The following is an 18,099-nucleotide window of genomic DNA, read 5'->3' on the forward strand; positions in this document are numbered from 1 at the left end:
ATGACATTATGCGTGAGCCGGTTGTTTATGGTGAGTTCGAAAGAAGAGACGGGGTACTCTTTAGAAGAAAGTGTTTTTTGCAATGGGGAAGCAGCACAAAGTCGATAGGAGCATTTGTAGGATTGAATCCGGGAGCTGCGGACTTTCTAGGGGGGCATCAAGAGCTTGAGCAGCGGATGGTTGGTGAGTTAAGGCTTGATCACACTCTTAGGCAGTTAGTACGGCTGATACGTCATATTCATGGGGATGAACCTGAGGGTAGGGTACATGTGTATAATCTTTTCTCTTTGAAAGACCCTCAGTCTGCCTCGGCTGTTAATCAGCTGCAACAAGTTAGAGATACATACAGTCCGGTTGAGGATGAGATCTCAACTCATGAACTGCAGGAGCATCCATGGTTGTTGTTAGCTTGGGGTCTGGATAGGTCAGAGACCATACTAAAATCTAAGGATCGATGGCTGGATACAATTAGACAATCAGGTGTACCCTTTTTCGGGAAACTTCATCCTAAAAAAAATGATTATTACCATTTATGCCCGAGACTTCAAAGTGATCGGGATATATTGTTGGATGATCTTGTGAATGAATATAAACAGATTTCTTATTAAGAAGGGATAGTTCTATGTTATGAAGACAATTTTGCGGGTTGGGGCTGAGGGAGGAAGCATCTCCTTATATGCAAAAAAGGATCATAATCAAGAGTTTTTCTATTTTTCGATAAGAAGCAATGAGAGAGCTTTAGCAGATCTTTTAAATGAAGACGATCAGAATCTATTGCCTTTGCTCGAGAGGGAAAGGAAATTTGTCTCTAAAGATTTGGCCAATGCCCTGGAACAATTGGGGCCCATCTGGAGAGAGTTGTATCCTATTGAAGTTCACCCGGATTTTGGTCCAATAATCTACGCTGAAGTTGCCAAGTTTCCTCCAGATAACTTGGACTATTGGGAGAAGAAGTGTTTAGGTGAGGAGGGGTTGTTTAAAAAAATGTCTTGGTGAGAGGTATACTCGCAGAAAACTGTAAATAATCCCTGAATTTAGAAAGTGATACGTTTATATCAGATGTGAGTCTATTTGACTACAGGAGGGCCTATGGAGTTCATTGCTCATATAAGACAAAAGGATGAGATTATCCAGACCGTAACTGAGCATCTGGAGGATGTACAGAAAGGCTGTGAATATTACGGGGCTAAAGCCGGGGTCCGACATTTGGCCGGGATGGCGGGGCTGCTGCATGATCTGGGCAAGAATACTAACGCTTTCAAGAAGTACATTCAGCAGGCTGTGGCCAACCCGGACTCTCCTCCGCGCCGAGGGTCGGTGGATCATTCAACAGCAGGCGGCCGCCTGCTCTATCGTCGTTATCACCGCAAGGCAGTGAATTATGAGGATAAAGTGGCCGCGGAATGGATCGCTAACTGTATTATTTCACATCACCAAGGGCTTCGGGACTTTCTTGATCCGGAGAAGTCTCCATTTCTGGAACGGGTGGCGGTGAAGACGGAAGGAATGGAGGAGTATGAGCAGGCTGTAAATGTTTTTTTCGCGGATAGATCCGAAGAAGAGTTCGACCTTTATTTCGAGAGAGCCAAAGCGGAGATGAAGGGTGTCCTGGAAGTGATTCAGAGGCACAAGCTTCCTCCTATTGCGGCTTCATTGATGATTAAGTACATCTTCAGCTGTCTGATTGATGCTGATCGAACGAATACGCGGCAATTTGAAGAAGGTGAGCCAACGAGGTGGGCAGCCTCCTATCCGGATTTTTTCAGCCAAAGCTATGAGAGATTAATGAGTGTAGTCCAGTCCTATGATCAGGCAGAGGATGCCGATCATCCGATCAACCGTCTACGGCGCGAAATGTCTCGTCAGTGTGATGAGTTCGCCGAGCGGCCTTCAGGCATCTATACTCTGTCTATTCCTACAGGCGGTGGCAAGACTCTAGCGAGCTTGCGCTATGCACTTAAGCATGCGCTCACCCATGGCAAAGAGCGGATTATCTATATTGTTCCTTATACGACAATTATTGAGCAGAATGCGGGAGATATCAGGGACATCATTCAGGACGATGATATGATACTCGAGCATCACTCCAATGTGATCGAGGAGGCCCAGCCGGGTGATGACACCTATGATAGCCGCATGAAGAAGAGCAGGCTCGCCAGAGATAACTGGGACAGGCCTATTATATTTACTACGATGGTACAGTTCTTGAATACGTTGTATGCCAAGGGTACCCGGAACAATCGAAGAATGCATCAATTGGCAAATGCCGTGCTTATATTCGATGAGGTTCAATCGGTTCCAGTCAAGTGCGTGTCGCTGTTTAATGCAGCATTAAATTTCTTGCATGTCTTGGGTAACTCCAGCCTCGTACTGTGCACGGCTACGCAGCCTGCTCTGGATTTCGTCAAGCACAAGCTCCATCTGCCGCAGCAGGCAGAGATGATCACTAATTTGGGTGAAGTGACAAGGAGCTTTAAACGGGTCGAACTGATTGATCGTACAAGACCACTCGGGTGGGGGGCTGAGGAGCTTGCTGCCTTCACCAGGCAAAATATAGATGAAGTTGGCAGTGTGCTCGTTATTCTTAATACCAAGACGGCCGTGCGAAGATTGTTCTTACAGTTGGAACGGGAGGAATGGTGCAGAGAAAGTGACGTAGAGCTGTTTCATCTGAGTACCAACATGTGCGCCGCCCATCGCAAAAAGATACTTGCAGAAGTAAAGGATGCGCTTGCGGCTGGACGGAGGGTAATCTGTGTCAGCACACAATTGATTGAAGCTGGAGTGAACATCAGCTTTGCATGTGTGATTCGTTCCCTGGCAGGCCTGGATTCCATTGCCCAGGCGGCTGGCAGATGCAATCGGCATGGCAAGGACCCGCTCCGTAAAGTATATATTATCCGCTCGGCCGATGAGAAGTTAAGCCGACTGCCGGAGATAGCTGTGGGAGCAGAGAAGACGGAGCGGCTGCTAAGCGAATTCAAGCGGGAACCGGAGAGATTTGACTATGACTTGTTATCGCCAGCTGCGATGCAAATATATTTTCAATACTATTATGATCATATCAAGAATGAACTGAGTTACTATATTCCGAAGCTGGATAAGAATATGTTCGATCTGCTGGATATGAATAAAGATTACTATGCCGCCTACAGAAATAAGCACAGAGCTAATCCCGAAATACTGAGCCGGCCCTCCTTTGCCTCGGCAGAGCAGTATTTTGAAGTGATCTCAAGTGCAGCTGCCTCCGTGGTCGTACCTTACAACGAAGAAGCGGAGAACCTGATTCTGGCATTGAATGGGGACCTCGATATCCGAGAGCTTGGGAAGATCATACGAAAATTACAGCAATATGTCGTCAATATCTATGATCACGAATTGAGGAAGTTGGAGAAGAATGGGGATGTGTATGCGCTGCTTCATGGTCAGGTTCTTGCACTTCGAGAAGTTGCATATTCTGCAAAGTTCGGAGTGGAGACAGACGGAGAAGGCGAATGGTCGGTAGCCATGATATGAGAAGAGCCCGCTGATAAGGGCGGTTCTTCTGTCTCAAATCATGATTTATAAATTTCAATCCACGCTTTTGGCGACACAATGAGTTTAGCATATATAAATTAAAAATGGCAATTTGGTGATCAAAGAAATTGTATTTTTCTGGAATGTGTAATATAATCAGCTTAGTTTATAAATCATGATATATAAGAAAGGAGGTTCAATATGAGAAATCAAATAGAGTTTAAAGTATCAGGCAGCCACGCTCTATTTACAGATCCCCTATCCAAGATAGGGGGTGAGAAATTCAGCTATCAAGTACCTACCTACCAGGCGTTGAAAGGAATTACGGAATCTGTATATTGGAAGCCCACCATAATCTGGTATGTGGATGAAGTAAGAGTGATGAACTCGATTCAGACCGAATCGAAAGGAATACGTCCTATTGAATATAGTGGCGGGAACACATTAGCCTATTACACCTATCTCAAGGAAGTAGAGTACCAGGTACGTGCCCATTTTGAGTTCAACCCTTTTCGTGAAGATTTAGTTCACGACCGTAACGAAAATAAGCACCATAATGTCGCAAAGCGTTCCGTTCAGGCTGGAGGGAGAAGGGATATATTCCTCGGAACCCGGGAATGCCAAGGCTATGTTGAGCCCTGTCAGTACGGGGAGGGTATAGGCTTCTATGATGATATCCCGGAGATTGATTTCGGGTTGATGGTTCACGGAATTAACTATCCAGATGAGACAGGAAGACAGGAACTCGAGACTCGCCTATGGCGTCCCAAGATGGAGAACGGGATCATCCGGTTCCCTAGGCCGGAGGAATGCACTTTGGTGCGCAAGACCGGGCAGGGCGTCGCCAAGTCATTTGGTCCGAATAATATGGAGTCTGTTGACCTGCTGTATGCGGAGTTATTTGGAGAGGAGGAGAGCGGATGACCTGGCTTGCCAAGCTGTATCAGACATTCGAGGATCACTCCCATGTTATGGGTCAATTTGAGAAGAAGGCTAACGACCGCGAGTATGCTTTAATCCCTGTATCACATACCACGCAAAGTGCTCATATTGAAGTACACCTGGACCAGAACGGGAACTTCGTATCCGGCAAAGTGGTGAACAAGAGTGAGGGCAGTACGATAATTCCGTGTACGGAAGCTTCCTCTAGCCGAACTAGTACCCCGGTACCGCATGCGCTATTCGACAAGTTAGTCTATGTAGCCGGAGACTATTCTCATTACTGCGGGGAGGCTAAGGGGACTCCGCATCCCGATTACATGAATCAGCTTCGCGATTGGTGTGAATCATCCGCAGCCCATCCCAAGGTCAAGAGCGTTTATTCTTATCTATCCAAAGGTACGCTGATGGCGGATCTGATCCGTGAGAAGGTGTTATGGGTGGATGAGCAGGGCAAGCTGCTGGACAAATGGACACCGAAGATGGAGGAGCAGTATGGGGAGAAGCCTGATATTTTCAAAGTGATTGCCTCTGATCAGAGCGCAGCCTTTGTCCGGTTCGCCGTCCAGGTGCCTGGGGAATCAGAAGCCAGGTTATGGCGAGATTCATCTGTTCAGCAGTCTTTTATAGAGTTCTATGAAATGAATCTGGCGGAACTTGACCTGTGTTATGTTCTGGGTGAACGCTTGCCTTATGCGGACAAGCATGCCTCCCGAATCCGAAATTCGGGAGATAAGTCTAAGTTGATCTCAGCCAACGACACAAGCGGCTTTACGTTTCGAGGAAGGTTTCGCAGCAGCAGAGACGCGGCAACGATCAGCTACGAGGTGTCCCAGAAGGCGCATAATGCCCTGAAGTGGCTGGTCGAGCGGCAGGGATTCACGGTAGACGGCAGAGTTTTCCTGGTATGGGGAACAGGGAGGCTGGATCTGCCGGATCCGTTCCACGATACGTTCGCCTTATATCAGGATGAGGAAGACCATGCAGCCGGAGACCTTACTCATAAGGAGTTCGCAGGCCGGATCAGACGTGCAATTAATGGCTATCGTTATGATGGTGATTACCAATCCGAGGTCATTATCATGATCCTTGATGCGGCAACCCCCGGAAGGATGTCGATTGTCTATTTTCGTGATCTGAACAAGGAGCTATTTCTGAACCGCCTTCAGAACTGGCATGAATCCTGTTCCTGGCTGCATCGCTACCGGAAGGACGCGGATAACCGCTATATTTCATTTATCGGGGCTCCGGCAACACGGGATATTGCCTTCGCAGCTTATGGTCCGCGGGCGAGTGACAAGATCATCAAGGACCTGATGGAGCGCATGCTTCCATCTATCGTTGACGGCCGTAAGATCCCGGTTGATATTGTGCGCAGCGCAGTTCAGCGCGCTTCCAATCCGGTGGGAATGGAAGATTGGGAATGGGAGAAGACGCTCAGCATTACTTGTGCACTAGTGAACAAAACGTATGAGAAGGAGGGCCTTGAAGTGAGCTTGGACATTCATAACACGAACCGTGATTATTTATTTGGCAGAATGCTGGCGATTGCCGATGTACTGGAGAGAAGGGCTTTAGGCAGAGATGAGAGGCGTGCCACGAACGCCATACGTTATATGAACGCATTCGCGCAGCGCCCTGGACGGACATGGAGCATTATTCAGACTAATTTGCAGCCTTATCAGGCAAGAATGGGAACCGATGCGAGATATTATAATAGCTTGCTTGATGAGGTTGGAGCCCAATTGAAGCCGGAGGATTACACGGATAAGCCGCTTAGTGGGCTATACCTGCTCGGCTTTTATAGTCAGCGCAATGATCTATATACAAGTAAGAAGGATAAGGAAGCGGTCGCAGCAGAACCAGATCATGATTATGAACAGGGGGATAACTAAAAATGAGTATACTTGACCACAAAATTGATTTTGCTGTTGTTATGTCGGTGCGTAACGCCAATCCTAACGGAGACCCGCTGAACGGGAATCGTCCTCGCCAGAATTATGATGGTCACGGGGAGATTTCGGACGTCTGCCTCAAGAGAAAGATACGCAACCGTCTGCAGGATATGGGAGAATCCCTGCTTGTGCAGTCCGATGAGAGACGGGATGATGCCTACCGCAGCATCAAAGAGCGGGTGGATGCGAATGCGGAGGTTCAGGAATTTGCCAAAGGGAAGAAGTCTAACAACGATTTATATGCTCAGGCCGCCTGCAAAGCGTGGATAGACGTTCGCAGCTTTGGTCAAGTGTTCGCTTTCAGCGGATCAGAAGGAGCTGGCGGTGTCTCTATCGGAGTTCGGGGGCCCGTGTCGATCCATACGGCAGTAAGTATAGATCCTATCGATATTTCGAGCATACAGATTACCAAAAGTGTTAACTCTACAACACCAAAGGACCCCAACAAGAAAGGCTCGGATACGATGGGGATGAAGCACAGGGTTGATTTTGGCGTGTATGTGTTCTACGGAAGCATCAATACCCAATTGGCGGAAAAGACCGGGTTCACTGTGGAAGATGCTGAGAAAATCAAGCAGGCGTTAATCTCCTTGTTCGAGAATGACACTTCTTCGGCACGGCCTGATGGAAGTATGGAAGTGAATCAGGTGTACTGGTGGGAGCATAAGTCCAAGCTGGGTCAGTATTCGTCAGCTAAGGTTCATCGTTCCCTTCAAGTTAGATTGAAGGATAGCGTCGAGGCAGCCAGGTCGATAGAGGACTATATCTGTGAGCTTCAACCGCTTCCTGGTTTAGAGGCTGAGGAGTATGCAGGACTATAGCGAAGAAGATTTCTTGCTGCTCTCGGGGATACAGCATTTCAACTTTTGCAGAAGACAATGGGCGTTAATCCATATCGAGCAGCAGTGGGAGGAGAATGTTCGTACAATCGAGGGCTCACATATCCATAGAAAAGCGGATCAACCTTTTATTCGTGAGAAAAGGGGAGACAAGCTGATTGTTCGCGCATTACCCGTGCAGTCCAGAGAACTTGGCATTACTGGAATCTGTGATGTAGTGGAGTTCATACGGCATCCCCAGGGAATACAGCTCGCAGGGGAGGAAGGACTATACCTTCCTTATCCTGTTGAGTATAAACGCGGGAAGCCCAAGAGGGATGACTCGGATCGCTCGCAGCTGATCGCACAGCTGATGTGTCTGGAAGAAATGCTGCTCTGCGATTTGTCGCTTGGCTATCTCTACTATGATGAGATCAAGCACCGAGTAGAAGTCCCTGTTCTGGACTCTGACAAGGATCGAATAAAGAAGACACTAAGCGAAATGCATCATTACTTCGGGAGGAATCATACGCCTAAGGTCAAGACAGGGCCCCATTGTCAAAGCTGTTCGCTGAATCTGGTGTGCCTGCCCGAATTGATGAACAAAAGAAGTGTCTCCAGCTTTATCGAGAGCAGGTTGAATGAATGAAGAAGTTGCTTAACACGCTGTTTGTTACTATGCCAGATACGTATCTGTCGCTGGATGGGGAGAATATTGTTGTCAAGAATGAAGATAGCATTCTCGCACGTTATCCCTTACATAACCTGGAGGGGATATGTACATTCGGTTACGCAGGAGTAAGCCCGGCTTTGATGGGTTCATGTGCGGAACGGAATATTGCACTGACTTTCATGACTCGCAACGGACGCTTCCTTGCCCGGGTAATCGGGGAGAGCAGGGGAAATGTAGTGCTGCGCAAGGAACAATACCGGATATCGGATCATGAAGGGCGAAGCGCAGCTGTAGCGAGGAACATGATTTTAGGGAAGATTTATAATAGTAAATGGATACTGGAGCGTGCGACACGTGACTATCCGCTCCGTGTTGATGTTAATCGTATGAAGCAGATTACCGCTTCCTTGACAGAAAGTATGAGGCTGGTGCGCGATGTTCAGAATTTGGAGATTTTGCGAGGGTTCGAAGGTTCAGCTGCAGTTCAGTACAACTCTGTGTTTGATGATTTGATATTGCAGCAGAAAGAGTGTTTTTACTTTCATGGCCGTAATAAACGTCCGCCGCTGGATAATGTGAATGCCCTGTTGTCTTTCGTATACACGCTGCTCGCGAGTGATATGTGTTCCGCTTTGGAAGCGGTTGGACTGGATGCCTACGTTGGTTTTCTTCACAGAGATCGGCCCGGCAGGGCCTCCCTGGCCCTCGATATGATGGAAGAGCTTAGGGGAGTCTTTGCTGATCGATTGGTGCTATCCTTGATTAATAAAAGGATAATTCAGCCTAAAGGTTTCCATAAGAAAGAGAACGGCGCGGTAATTATGGACGAAGATACCCGGAAGCTGGTACTCAAAGCATGGCAAGAGAAGAAGCAAGACAAGATCATTCATCCCTATCTCGGTGATAAAATATCATGGGGCCTTGTGCCGTACGCTCAATCCCTCCTGCTTGCGAGATATATTCGTGGAGATCTGGATGAATATCCACCATTTCTATGGAAGTAGGTGCCTGGTATATTAATCTTAATTACTTATGATGTTAGTACTTCTACTACAGAAGGTAGAAGAAGGCTGAGACAGGTGTCCAAGAAATGCTTGGATTATGGACAAAGAGTCCAGAACTCAGTGTTCGAGTGTATTCTCGACCAGGCCCAATTCCGCCGGTTAAAATATGAACTAGAGGAACTGATTGACGGGGAGACGGATAGCTTGCGCTTTTATAACCTGGGCGACAAGCATAAAAGCAAAGTGGAGCATATCGGTACAAAATGCTCATACGATCCAGAGGGCTTGTTGATACTTTGAAGTGCGAATGGGAAGCTCCCATGATTTTGCCGGATCCTTCGCACCAAGAATTATGTCGAAATTCAAAATGATTACATGTCAACTAGGATTGTCAAGTTTTAAACCATATGCATATTAGCTTGATTCTTGAAAAATCTAATAGTCTCATCTCAAGTTTAGATGAGACTGTGATTTTTCGCTGTCGCACTCCGTATGGAGTGCGTGGATTGAAACTTAAATGCTACCTGGGAGGAAGCAGAAGCTGCCTGTCGCACTCCGTATGGAGTGCGTGGATTGAAACCGCGCCGGTTACGATGATAGCGATGCGACCGCCGTCGCACTCCGTATGGAGTGCGTGGATTGAAACCGCGAAAGAATACGCCGTCCTCGAACCAACCGGAGTCGCACTCCGTATGGAGTGCGTGGATTGAAACTTCGCAAGCTCCAGCAGCCTGACGGACGTAGCCAGTCGCACTCCGTATGGAGTGCGTGGATTGAAACCCACACCCAATAAGTCTTAGCCGTTTGCTGCATGCGTCGCACTCCGTATGGAGTGAGTGGATTGAAACTTATATTGCAGCCAAGAATCAACATAGTCCTGAGGTCGCACTCCGTATGGAGTGCGTGGATTGAAACTTCCAGTTAGTGGCCGGGGTTAACGTGCTCAAGTATGTCGCACTCCGTATGGAGTGCGTGGATTGAAACCAAGCTAGAGATTGCCTTAGGTGATGAAATCCCGACGTCGCACTCCGTATGGAGTGCGTGGATTGAAACTGATCCACATATGTTGCTGTTGCGAATCCTTGGCTTGTCGCACTCCGTATGGAGTGCGTGGATTGAAACCGCTGCTGGTAGGCTGCCATCTGCTGGCGTTTACGGTCGCACTCCGTATGGAGTGCGTGGATTGAAACGTATTGTTTACCTTAGTGCTGCCATAAGTAAACCGTCGCACTCCGTATGGAGTGCGTGGATTGAAACTAATGTCGCGATCGTTCAGCATTTTAGCTATCATTGTCGCACTCCGTATGGAGTGCGTGGATTGAAACTACTTTCCAGACGCTAGGAGGCGCGACACCCACAGTCGCACTCCGTATGGAGTGCGTGGATTGAAACTGGTGTGGATGTCACTTGTTACGCACCTATTAACCGTCGCACTCCGTATGGAGTGCGTGGATTGAAACGTTACGTCAACATGCACTTTAATAGACACTTCTTCGTCGCACTCCGTATGGAGTGCGTGGATTGAAACTCAACTTTCTCCTCCGCCTTGACCTTCCCGGCCCGGTCGCACTCCGTATGGAGTGCGTGGATTGAAACAGTAAATTTCTAGGCAAGGAAATAAACGAGGCCGGTCGCACTCCGTATGGAGTGCGTGGATTGAAACATAATTGCTGTTTTCATATGTATAACCTCCAGATAGTCGCACTCCGTATGGAGTGCGTGGATTGAAACCGCTCCAGACTTGGATTTGTATTGTTTCTGCTTGAAGTCGCACTCCGTATGGAGTGCGTGGATTGAAACGACTATGTTGCTATGGTTGTTTATCTCTACTCTCGTCGCACTCCGTATGGAGTGCGTGGATTGAAACTAAAGATACTATGTTATGGAACATGGGGAAGATCGTCGCACTCCGTATGGAGTGCGTGGATTGAAACTGTACCTTCTCTTTAGCTTTTGCTTTCCCCTTGGTCGTCGCACTCCGTATGGAGTGCGTGGATTGAAACAATGCTGAATTGTTTCTTACATCCTGCATCACAGTCGCACTCCGTATGGAGTGCGTGGATTGAAACCTTCAAAGAATGAGATCAACCATCCAAGTGGATAAGGTCGCACTCCGTATGGAGTGCCTGGATTTAATTCAGTATGCGATGTACATGAAAATAGTGAAGGGCAGCGTCGAACTACGCGTAGAGGGCGTGAACTGGCCCATAGCCTACCGAATTATGCATTCTGATCAGACAGACATAAATTAAGGTGTTAGACACACCCATTAACCCAACCAGCGTGTAGTCGACATAAGATAGCTGCGTCTTCTCTCCCCAAAATAAACTCCCCCAACAAATGCCTACGTTACGTCATTGAAATTATGCAGCATTTGTCATAAAATCTCTGTATTGCTATGGAGGGACGTTTTCCAGATCATTAACGTCTTAGAATGAACAATAACGAAGGGGAGCGTTCGGTTTGGAATCAAAACAACAATTAAACAGAGGGCTGAAGCCGAGGCATATCGAGCTGATTGCGCTCGGAGGCACGATCGGTGTGGGGCTGTTCATGGGATCGGCCAGTACGATCAAGTGGGCGGGGCCGTCGGTGCTGCTGGCCTATCTCTTGGTCGGGATTATTATGTTTTTTGTGATGCGGATCATGGGCGAAATGCTGATATTGGAACCGCTGACCGGCTCTTTTGCTACTTTCGCTCATAAGTATATCAGTCCATTGGCCGGCTTCTTGACCGCATGGAGCTACTGGTTCTTCTGGGTAACGGTAGGAATGGCGGAAGTGACTGCAATTGGGGTATACGTAGGCTATTGGTTCCCGGACATTCCGCAGTGGCTGCCAGCTCTGGCAGGCGTGGGAATAATTGCGGCAGCTAATTTGGCGGCGGTGAAGTTCTATGGAGAGTTCGAATTCTGGTTCGCGCTCATTAAGATTGTCGCGATCGGCTTTATGCTCGTGATTGGAACGGGAATGATCTTCTTTGGTCTAGGAAATGGCGGACATCCAATTGGATTGTCGAATCTCTACAGCCATGGCGGCTTTTTTGCCGGGGGGCTCAAAGGCTTCCTGTTCGCGCTCTGTATTGTCACAGCGGCTTATCAGGGGGTTGAACTGGTCGGCATTACGGCAGGTGAAGCGGAGAATCCGAAGCTGACCCTGCGCAAAGCAATCAAGAACATCATCTGGCGCATTCTGATCTTCTATGTGGGCGCGATCTTCATTATCGTGACGCTCTATCCATGGAATCAGGTTGGTGAGATCGGCAGCCCGTTCGTATTGACTTTTGCCAAGGTGGGTATTGTAGCTGCCGCAGGCATCATTAATTTCGTCGTGCTAACTGCCGCCATGTCCGGCTGCAACAGCGGGATCTACAGTGCGGGCAGAATGCTGTATACGCTGGCTAAGAACGGACAAGCACCGAAGTTCTTCGGGAAAGTGTCCAAAAGCGGGGTACCTAGAAACAGTATTATCACGACCATCTCGATGCTGCTTCTCGGTGTGCTGTTCAATTACCTGGCTCCGAACTCGAAGTTGTTCTTGTATATTTATAGTGCCAGCGTGCTTCCAGGTATGGTGCCGTGGTTCGCATTGGCATTCAGTCAATTCAGCTTCAGGAAAAAGTGGAAGAACGAGATGGGGGAGCACCCGTTCAAGTCGCGGTTCTTCCCGATTAGCAACTACATTACAATTATCTTCTTGTTCCTGGTGATCATTGGCATGTGGTTCAATCCAGATACCCAGACGTCCCTCATTGTCGGCATCGTGTTCATTGCGATTGTGATTGCCGGTTACTATGCCTTCCGCATAGGCAAGCGGGAGAGAATGGAAGATATTGACGAGGCTTAAGAGGGATTTCGAGATTGGCCAAGTGACATCAGACTGGCGATAAAATAACGACTGTGTAGAACGCAACTATATAAGTTGAATTTAAGAATCACTTATAGGCAAGAGTGTGAAATGATTCTGGAGAAGCGGAGCGTTCGCCTACAAGCTTTCTGAAAGAAAGCCACATCGGAAGCATAAGCTTTGTCTCCGGATTTCAACCGCACCACGGTATAAATCAAGAAATCTGCGGACAACGGCGGCCGGAGATCCAAGCATTCCCTGTAGTTACGACTGACTGCACCCCCAGATGTCAACTTTTAACTGCGTCATATACATGAACAAGCCCGGGCACGGAGTGCTCGGGCTTGTTTTCTTTTGCAGCAGGAGATGTGTGGGATATACCCATCCTCTAAATTCGGCTATGCTACCATATTAGTTCGCAGTAATGCGGCTCACGAATGTCCGATATACGGAGTGCTCGGGGATTGAACAAGCGATGGTACGCAGCATCTGCTGGCATTCCAGGAAGCAGGATCTCCCGATCCACTCAGCAGGAAGCAGCTCTTCCGGAAGGATCGGATCACTGAGCCCCAGCTCCGCAATTGTCTCCCCAAGCTCCAGGAAGCGGACGAACAGCGCCCGGTCATCCAAGGGTTCCTCTTGCAGTAAGCGTTCGAGGGACGGAGAGAAGTGGCCGCGAATCCATTCCCGCTTGGTTAGGTATACCTCACTCAAGGCATCAAGGTCCCAAATCCCCCTGGCTTTCTCAGGAGTAAGTCCATTATGGACAAAGGTCCCCTCGCCAATTGTAACCCAGTCAGTGATGCCCAGATTATCAGCAAGACGAAGCACATCCTCTTTATAGTCCCAAGGTGAGATATATACGCTCTTATAAAGCAGACCAAAACCCAATTGCAGCAAGCCCCCGCGGAAGGCATCCCGCTTCTTCCGATCCGCTTCGGGCACTTCGAACATAACCATGTGCCAGACGCCATCCCATGTCTTCTCGATTAGAAGAGGCTTGCGGTTAATAGTCTGAATGAATTCAGAACCGAGCGGCGTCACGGCGTAGCGCGACCGCTCAGTGGATTCAATATAGCCGTCTTTCTTCAGGCGGGATAATGAATTTCGAATAATTTGGGGGGACACATCCCTGGCCTCGTAGATATCGACGAGGGTCTTTACATCAATATCACGGGCGCTGGAGATCAAATACAGGATTTGTTTCTCTACAGATAGCATTACTTGGCTCCTTATAAATAGACGTTGATCAAGTATTGACAACTGACGTTTAAATATATAATAATAAATCCAACGATCGTTAATAAATTTATTATAAATTATAAAATGAAAGCGAGGATCTTATATGCAAATTCAGTTTCATGGGCATTCCTGCATCCAGGTAACAGAAGGGGAACACTCGATCATCATCGATCCATATCTAACGGGCAATCCCACAGCGGTCACTAACGCGAAGGATATTCATGTGCAGCACGTGATACTGACGCATGGTCACTTTGATCATATCACCGATGCGTCTGCGATTGCAAAGCAGAATGACGCGTCAATTATCGCTGTCGAAGAGCTCGCTATCCATTTGGGGAGAGAGGGACTGCGGACAGAAGCCATGCATGTTGGCGGTGAATGGGAGTTTGATTTCGGTCATGTTCATCTAACTGGTGCAGCGCATACTTCTTCCATTACAACGCGCGATGGGGAGGTGCTGTACGCTGGAGTGCCGGTCGGGATCGTGCTGCGGATGGGGGATGTTACTCTATATCATGCCGGAGACACGGGGCTGTTCGGCGATATGAAATGGATCGGAGAACGATTCGACATTGATATTGCCTTCTTGCCGATAGGAGGGCGGTTCACGATGGGACCAAAGGATGCCCTTACCGCGGCTGAATGGCTTAAGGCCCGCTGCGTAGTTCCGATTCATTTCGATACATTTCCGCCGATCCGCCAAGATGGACATGCATTCGTAAGCGACCTGGCCCGACTAGGGATTCAGGGAAGATGTTTAGCGCCAGGCGAGACGATAACCATATAGATTAGATTAGACGGACTAGGAGTGTTGTGACATGTTGACCCTGTATACTTTTTACCACATTATTGTTCCCATTCTGATTCCAGTCGGTATCGGAGCATTGCTTCATCGTAAATTCCGGTTCGACCTGTCGGGATTCTCAAAATTGATCTTATACTATTATGTACCTGCACTTGCTTTCGTCAAAATATATGAAGCTCGGCTGTCTGCAAGCTTGCTCTTCTCAGTGATCGGCTTCCTGCTGCTGCAGTTCGTAGCTGTCGTCCTGATTGGACTGATCACAAGCCGCGTGCTGCATCATCCCCGGCCGCTGGCGGCCAGCTTCTCCAACAGTATCTCGCTAACAAACAATGGGAATGTCGGTATTCCGGTTAATGCGCTGGCATTCAAGCAGGACCCGTTCGCGATGTCCGTTCAGATTATCGTAGTGGTATTTGAACTATTCGCCACATTTACGTACGGTTTATTAAATGCTAGCAAGGCAGCCGCCGGGTTAAAAAGCTCTCTCATCCAGTTCGCCAAAATGCCGGTCCTATACGCCATTATTGCTGGAACGGCCCTGCATCTGCTGCATGTTCAGATCCCAGATCCGATCCTGAGCCCGCTGTCTGATATCGCGAGCGGCATGCTCTCCTTCGCTCTCGTCTCTATCGGAGCCCAGATCGCTTCAGCGAAGCTTCACCGGAATACATCAACAGTTCTGCTTAGCAGTATGATCAGGCTGGTTATAGCACCTATTGTAGCGTATGGCATTATCCACCTCCTCAACATTCAGGGAATTACGGCTCAAGCTTTATTCATTGCAAGCGCCATTCCAACTTCACGCAACAGCGCATCCTTAGCGCTGGAATATGGGAACGAACCTGAGTTTGCGGCCCAGTCTGTGCTTGTATCCATGCTTCTTAGCAGCATCACATTAACCTTTGTAATTAATTTGTCGCAGACGTTATTCTAGGGACTGCCACATAATAAGTAAGTCTTCTATATAAATGGCTATAAATAGAGGTAGGTCTTCCCAGCTATCTTGCTTAAATCTATTGGTAGAAGTCCGGCTCCAAAGGCGAACGCTCCACTTCTCCAGAATCAAATCACACTCCTGCTATTTGCTAACTTATTAAGCCCATAATGTACATTCAACACTGCTCTTCTCGGCAAAAAAACAAACAACCAATCCGTAAGCTCACGGATTGGTTGTTCTCTTGCATCCTATTTCCCAGCAGAATACTCCTTCTCCCGCAGTTCGATTCTGCGGATCTTGCCGGAGTTCGTCTTCGGAAGCGAGTCTATGAACTCGATCTTCCGCGGATATTTGTACGGCGCGGTTAACGCCTTAACATGACTCTGAAGCTCCTTGACGAGCTCTGGCGTGCCAATCACGCCTTCCACCAAGACGACGAAAGCCTTCACCACAGCACCCCGGATCTCGTCCGGGCTTGCCACCGCGGCACATTCCTTCACAGCGGCATGCTTCATCAGAGCCTCCTCAACTTCAAATGGGCCGATGGTATATCCAGAGCTGATGATGATGTCGTCATTGCGGCCCTCGTACCAGAAGTAGCCGTCCTCGTCGACACGGGCACGGTCCCCCGTCACGAAATACTCCCCGCGCTGATTGCTCTTCTTACGTTCGGGGTCCTTATAGTAACCCTTGAATAAGGCGGGCATGTCCAGGTGTACGGCAATGTCTCCCACTTCACCAGCAGGCAGAGGACTTCCTGAATCGTCTACGATCTCGATCAGGCCTGGTGAGGTAGCCTTGCCCATCGACCCGAGCCGTACCGGGGAATCCATAAGATTCCCGATAAGCAGCGTGCTCTCTGTCTGACCGTAACCATCACGGATGGTAAGGTTATGCACACGCTGGAAGACTTCGATAACCTCCTGGTTAAGCGGCTCTCCGGCGGATACAACACTGCGCAGAGAGGAGAGGTCATAATCACCCAAATGATCGATCTTGGCCATGATCCGGAATTCCGTTGGGGTACAGCAGAGTACTTCAATTCCGTATTCCTTGATCAGTTTCAAGTATTGATTAGGCTGGAATGATCCGTGATAGACAAATCCGGTGGCACCTTTGCCGAGAACGGATAAGAACGGGCTCCAGATCCATTTCTGCCAGCCGGGTGCTGCGGTTACCCAGACGATATCGCCGGGCTCAATACCCAGCCACAGTGTGGATGCAATCTTCAGATGTGCATATGCCCATCCATGGCTGTGGATGACCCCCTTCGGGTTCCCTGTCGTTCCAGAGGTATAGGCAAGAATAGCTATATCATCCCTATGGGTAGGAACCGCAGCGAATTCATCCGGTTCACCTTCCATTAGATTGGATAAGTTAAGCCAGCCCGAAGGAAGAGATTGTGAGGAATCGTCAGGACTAACCACAATACGGTACTGAAGGTTCGGATGCTCTTCTTCAATGTTGTCCACTTCCTGAGTAAGGGTGGACCAGGCAATAACGGCCCTGGCACCGGAATGCTGGAAGCGGTAAGACAGGTCCTTGGCACGAAGCATCTCCGAAGAAGGAATGATCGCCGCTCCAATCTTCAGGCAGGCCAGGTAAATGACATAGGCGATAATCTGGCGCGGGACCATGACCAGCACCCGGTCTCCCTTCGTCAGTCCCAGCTTCTTCAAGCCGCCTGCCAGTCGATTAGCCTTCTTCAGCAGCTCCCCATAAGTGATCTCTTCATATTCTCCCTGTTCGCTTAACCATTTCAGCGCAAGATGATCTGGAGGATGATTCTCCATTTCTGAGGTGAGATTATATTGTTCAGGTGCGTTCCATTGCTCGAAATTCAGTGGGAACCTCTCCTTTACTCTGAATTGTTAAATATATTTCATTATAGCTCTTAATAATAGTACCAAGTATTAGTGTTACCGCGGAAGTCATGAGTTAATCAACAGGGAGGAGCTCTCCAGGAAGAATAGGGAGTGTAACACCGAGCTCCGGATTTCTGGCCACGATTATGGTTGATGCCATTCCATGGGATGAGATGACAAGCAATTAGCAGTGGGAAGAGGGTTCGCAATAACAGGCGGGAGAGGGGAAGTCATGAGAGCTGCTTGCAGGGGATGCAAGATCAAGAACACAACGTATGGAAATGACAAAAAACCCCCTTCAGATAAAGGGGGGGGTTAGGCTTCATATATAGTCAATAGGAAGGGGGAAGCAAACTAAACGAAGAAAGATTGAGTAATGATAACCAGCAAAATGAACAGAACCAGGATGGCTCCTGTAGATGTGCCAATACCGCCAACTCCACAGCCAACTCCACTCATATATGTCCCCTCCTTTCTCAAGAAACAATGGTCTCAA

15 protein-coding genes and 1 CRISPR repeat array are annotated in these 18,099 nt (G+C 48.4%); of the genes, 12 read left to right on the top strand and 3 right to left on the bottom strand.

Annotated features, from left to right (window positions below; translation table 11 throughout):
- Positions 1–8 precede the first annotated feature (8 nt).
- The 10 genes from ACRRNK_RS04165 (at position 9) to ACRRNK_RS04210 (ending at position 12,751) form a co-directional block, all read left to right on the top strand.
- Entirely contained in the window at positions 9–608 is a 600-nt protein-coding gene (locus ACRRNK_RS04165) for a DUF1643 domain-containing protein (RefSeq protein ID WP_433945550.1), read from the top strand.
- Positions 609–627: 19 nt separating this feature from the next.
- Positions 628–996 carry a hypothetical protein gene (locus ACRRNK_RS04170; protein ID WP_433945551.1) on the top strand — a complete coding sequence of 123 codons (369 nt, stop codon included), beginning with the start codon at positions 628–630 and terminating at the stop codon, positions 994–996.
- A gap of 93 nt (positions 997–1,089) precedes the next feature.
- Entirely contained in the window at positions 1,090–3,516 is a 2,427-nt protein-coding gene (gene cas3 / locus ACRRNK_RS04175; protein ID WP_433945552.1) for a CRISPR-associated helicase Cas3', read from the top strand.
- A gap of 201 nt (positions 3,517–3,717) precedes the next feature.
- The gene (gene cas5c, locus ACRRNK_RS04180; RefSeq protein WP_433945553.1) at positions 3,718–4,440 is read left to right on the top strand and encodes a type I-C CRISPR-associated protein Cas5c; all 723 of its coding nucleotides are present in this window, start codon (positions 3,718–3,720) and stop codon (positions 4,438–4,440) included.
- Positions 4,437–6,350, top strand: a complete 1,914-nt coding sequence (cas8c, locus tag ACRRNK_RS04185) for a type I-C CRISPR-associated protein Cas8c/Csd1 (protein ID WP_433945554.1) — start codon at positions 4,437–4,439, stop codon at positions 6,348–6,350. The genes cas5c and cas8c overlap by 4 nt, the downstream gene beginning before the upstream one ends.
- A 2-nt stretch (positions 6,351–6,352) precedes the next feature.
- On the top strand, positions 6,353–7,231 hold the full coding sequence (cas7c, locus tag ACRRNK_RS04190) for a type I-C CRISPR-associated protein Cas7/Csd2 (protein WP_433945555.1): 879 nt from the start codon (positions 6,353–6,355) through the stop codon (positions 7,229–7,231).
- Positions 7,218–7,877 carry a CRISPR-associated protein Cas4 gene (gene cas4, locus ACRRNK_RS04195; RefSeq protein ID WP_433945556.1) on the top strand — a complete coding sequence of 220 codons (660 nt, stop codon included), beginning with the start codon at positions 7,218–7,220 and terminating at the stop codon, positions 7,875–7,877. Before cas7c ends, cas4 begins: the two co-directional genes overlap by 14 nt.
- Entirely contained in the window at positions 7,874–8,905 is a 1,032-nt protein-coding gene (gene cas1c, locus ACRRNK_RS04200; RefSeq protein WP_433945557.1) for a type I-C CRISPR-associated endonuclease Cas1c, read from the top strand. Before cas4 ends, cas1c begins: the two co-directional genes overlap by 4 nt.
- Positions 8,906–8,914: 9 nt before the next feature.
- Positions 8,915–9,205, top strand: coding sequence for a CRISPR-associated endonuclease Cas2 (gene cas2 / locus ACRRNK_RS04205; RefSeq protein WP_433946797.1), 291 nt, complete (start codon positions 8,915–8,917; stop codon positions 9,203–9,205).
- Positions 9,206–9,385: 180 nt separating this feature from the next.
- A CRISPR array of direct repeats spans positions 9,386–11,043; the repeat unit is 33 nt; unit sequence GTCGCACTCCGTATGGAGTGCGTGGATTGAAAC.
- Positions 11,044–11,368: 325 nt separating this feature from the next.
- Positions 11,369–12,751 carry an amino acid permease gene (locus tag ACRRNK_RS04210; protein WP_433945558.1) on the top strand — a complete coding sequence of 461 codons (1,383 nt, stop codon included), beginning with the start codon at positions 11,369–11,371 and terminating at the stop codon, positions 12,749–12,751.
- A gap of 411 nt (positions 12,752–13,162) precedes the next feature.
- Here ACRRNK_RS04210 and ACRRNK_RS04215 read toward each other — a convergent pair whose 3' ends face one another.
- On the bottom strand, positions 13,163–13,972 hold the full coding sequence (locus ACRRNK_RS04215; protein WP_433945559.1) for a PaaX family transcriptional regulator C-terminal domain-containing protein: 810 nt from the start codon (positions 13,970–13,972) through the stop codon (positions 13,163–13,165).
- A gap of 124 nt (positions 13,973–14,096) precedes the next feature.
- Here ACRRNK_RS04215 and ACRRNK_RS04220 point away from each other — a divergent pair, with 124 nt between their 5' ends.
- Together ACRRNK_RS04220 and ACRRNK_RS04225 are read left to right on the top strand one after the other, a co-directional pair.
- Positions 14,097–14,783, top strand: a complete 687-nt coding sequence (locus tag ACRRNK_RS04220) for a metal-dependent hydrolase (protein WP_433945560.1) — start codon at positions 14,097–14,099, stop codon at positions 14,781–14,783.
- A 31-nt stretch (positions 14,784–14,814) separates the two neighbouring features.
- Complete coding sequence (locus ACRRNK_RS04225; RefSeq protein ID WP_433945561.1) at positions 14,815–15,735, top strand: AEC family transporter; 921 nt, start codon at positions 14,815–14,817, stop codon at positions 15,733–15,735.
- A 251-nt stretch (positions 15,736–15,986) separates the two neighbouring features.
- Here ACRRNK_RS04225 and ACRRNK_RS04230 read toward each other — a convergent pair whose 3' ends face one another.
- Entirely contained in the window at positions 15,987–17,531 is a 1,545-nt protein-coding gene (locus tag ACRRNK_RS04230; protein WP_433945562.1) for an acyl-CoA synthetase, read from the bottom strand.
- Between the two features lie 426 nt (positions 17,532–17,957).
- On the bottom strand, positions 17,958–18,062 hold the full coding sequence (locus tag ACRRNK_RS04235; protein WP_433945563.1) for a YjcZ family sporulation protein: 105 nt from the start codon (positions 18,060–18,062) through the stop codon (positions 17,958–17,960).
- Positions 18,063–18,099: the final 37 nt, after the last annotated feature.

The sequence above is a fragment of the Paenibacillus sp. SN-8-1 genome (assembly GCF_050995535.1).
Classification (GTDB): Bacteria; Bacillota; Bacilli; order Paenibacillales; family Paenibacillaceae; genus Fontibacillus.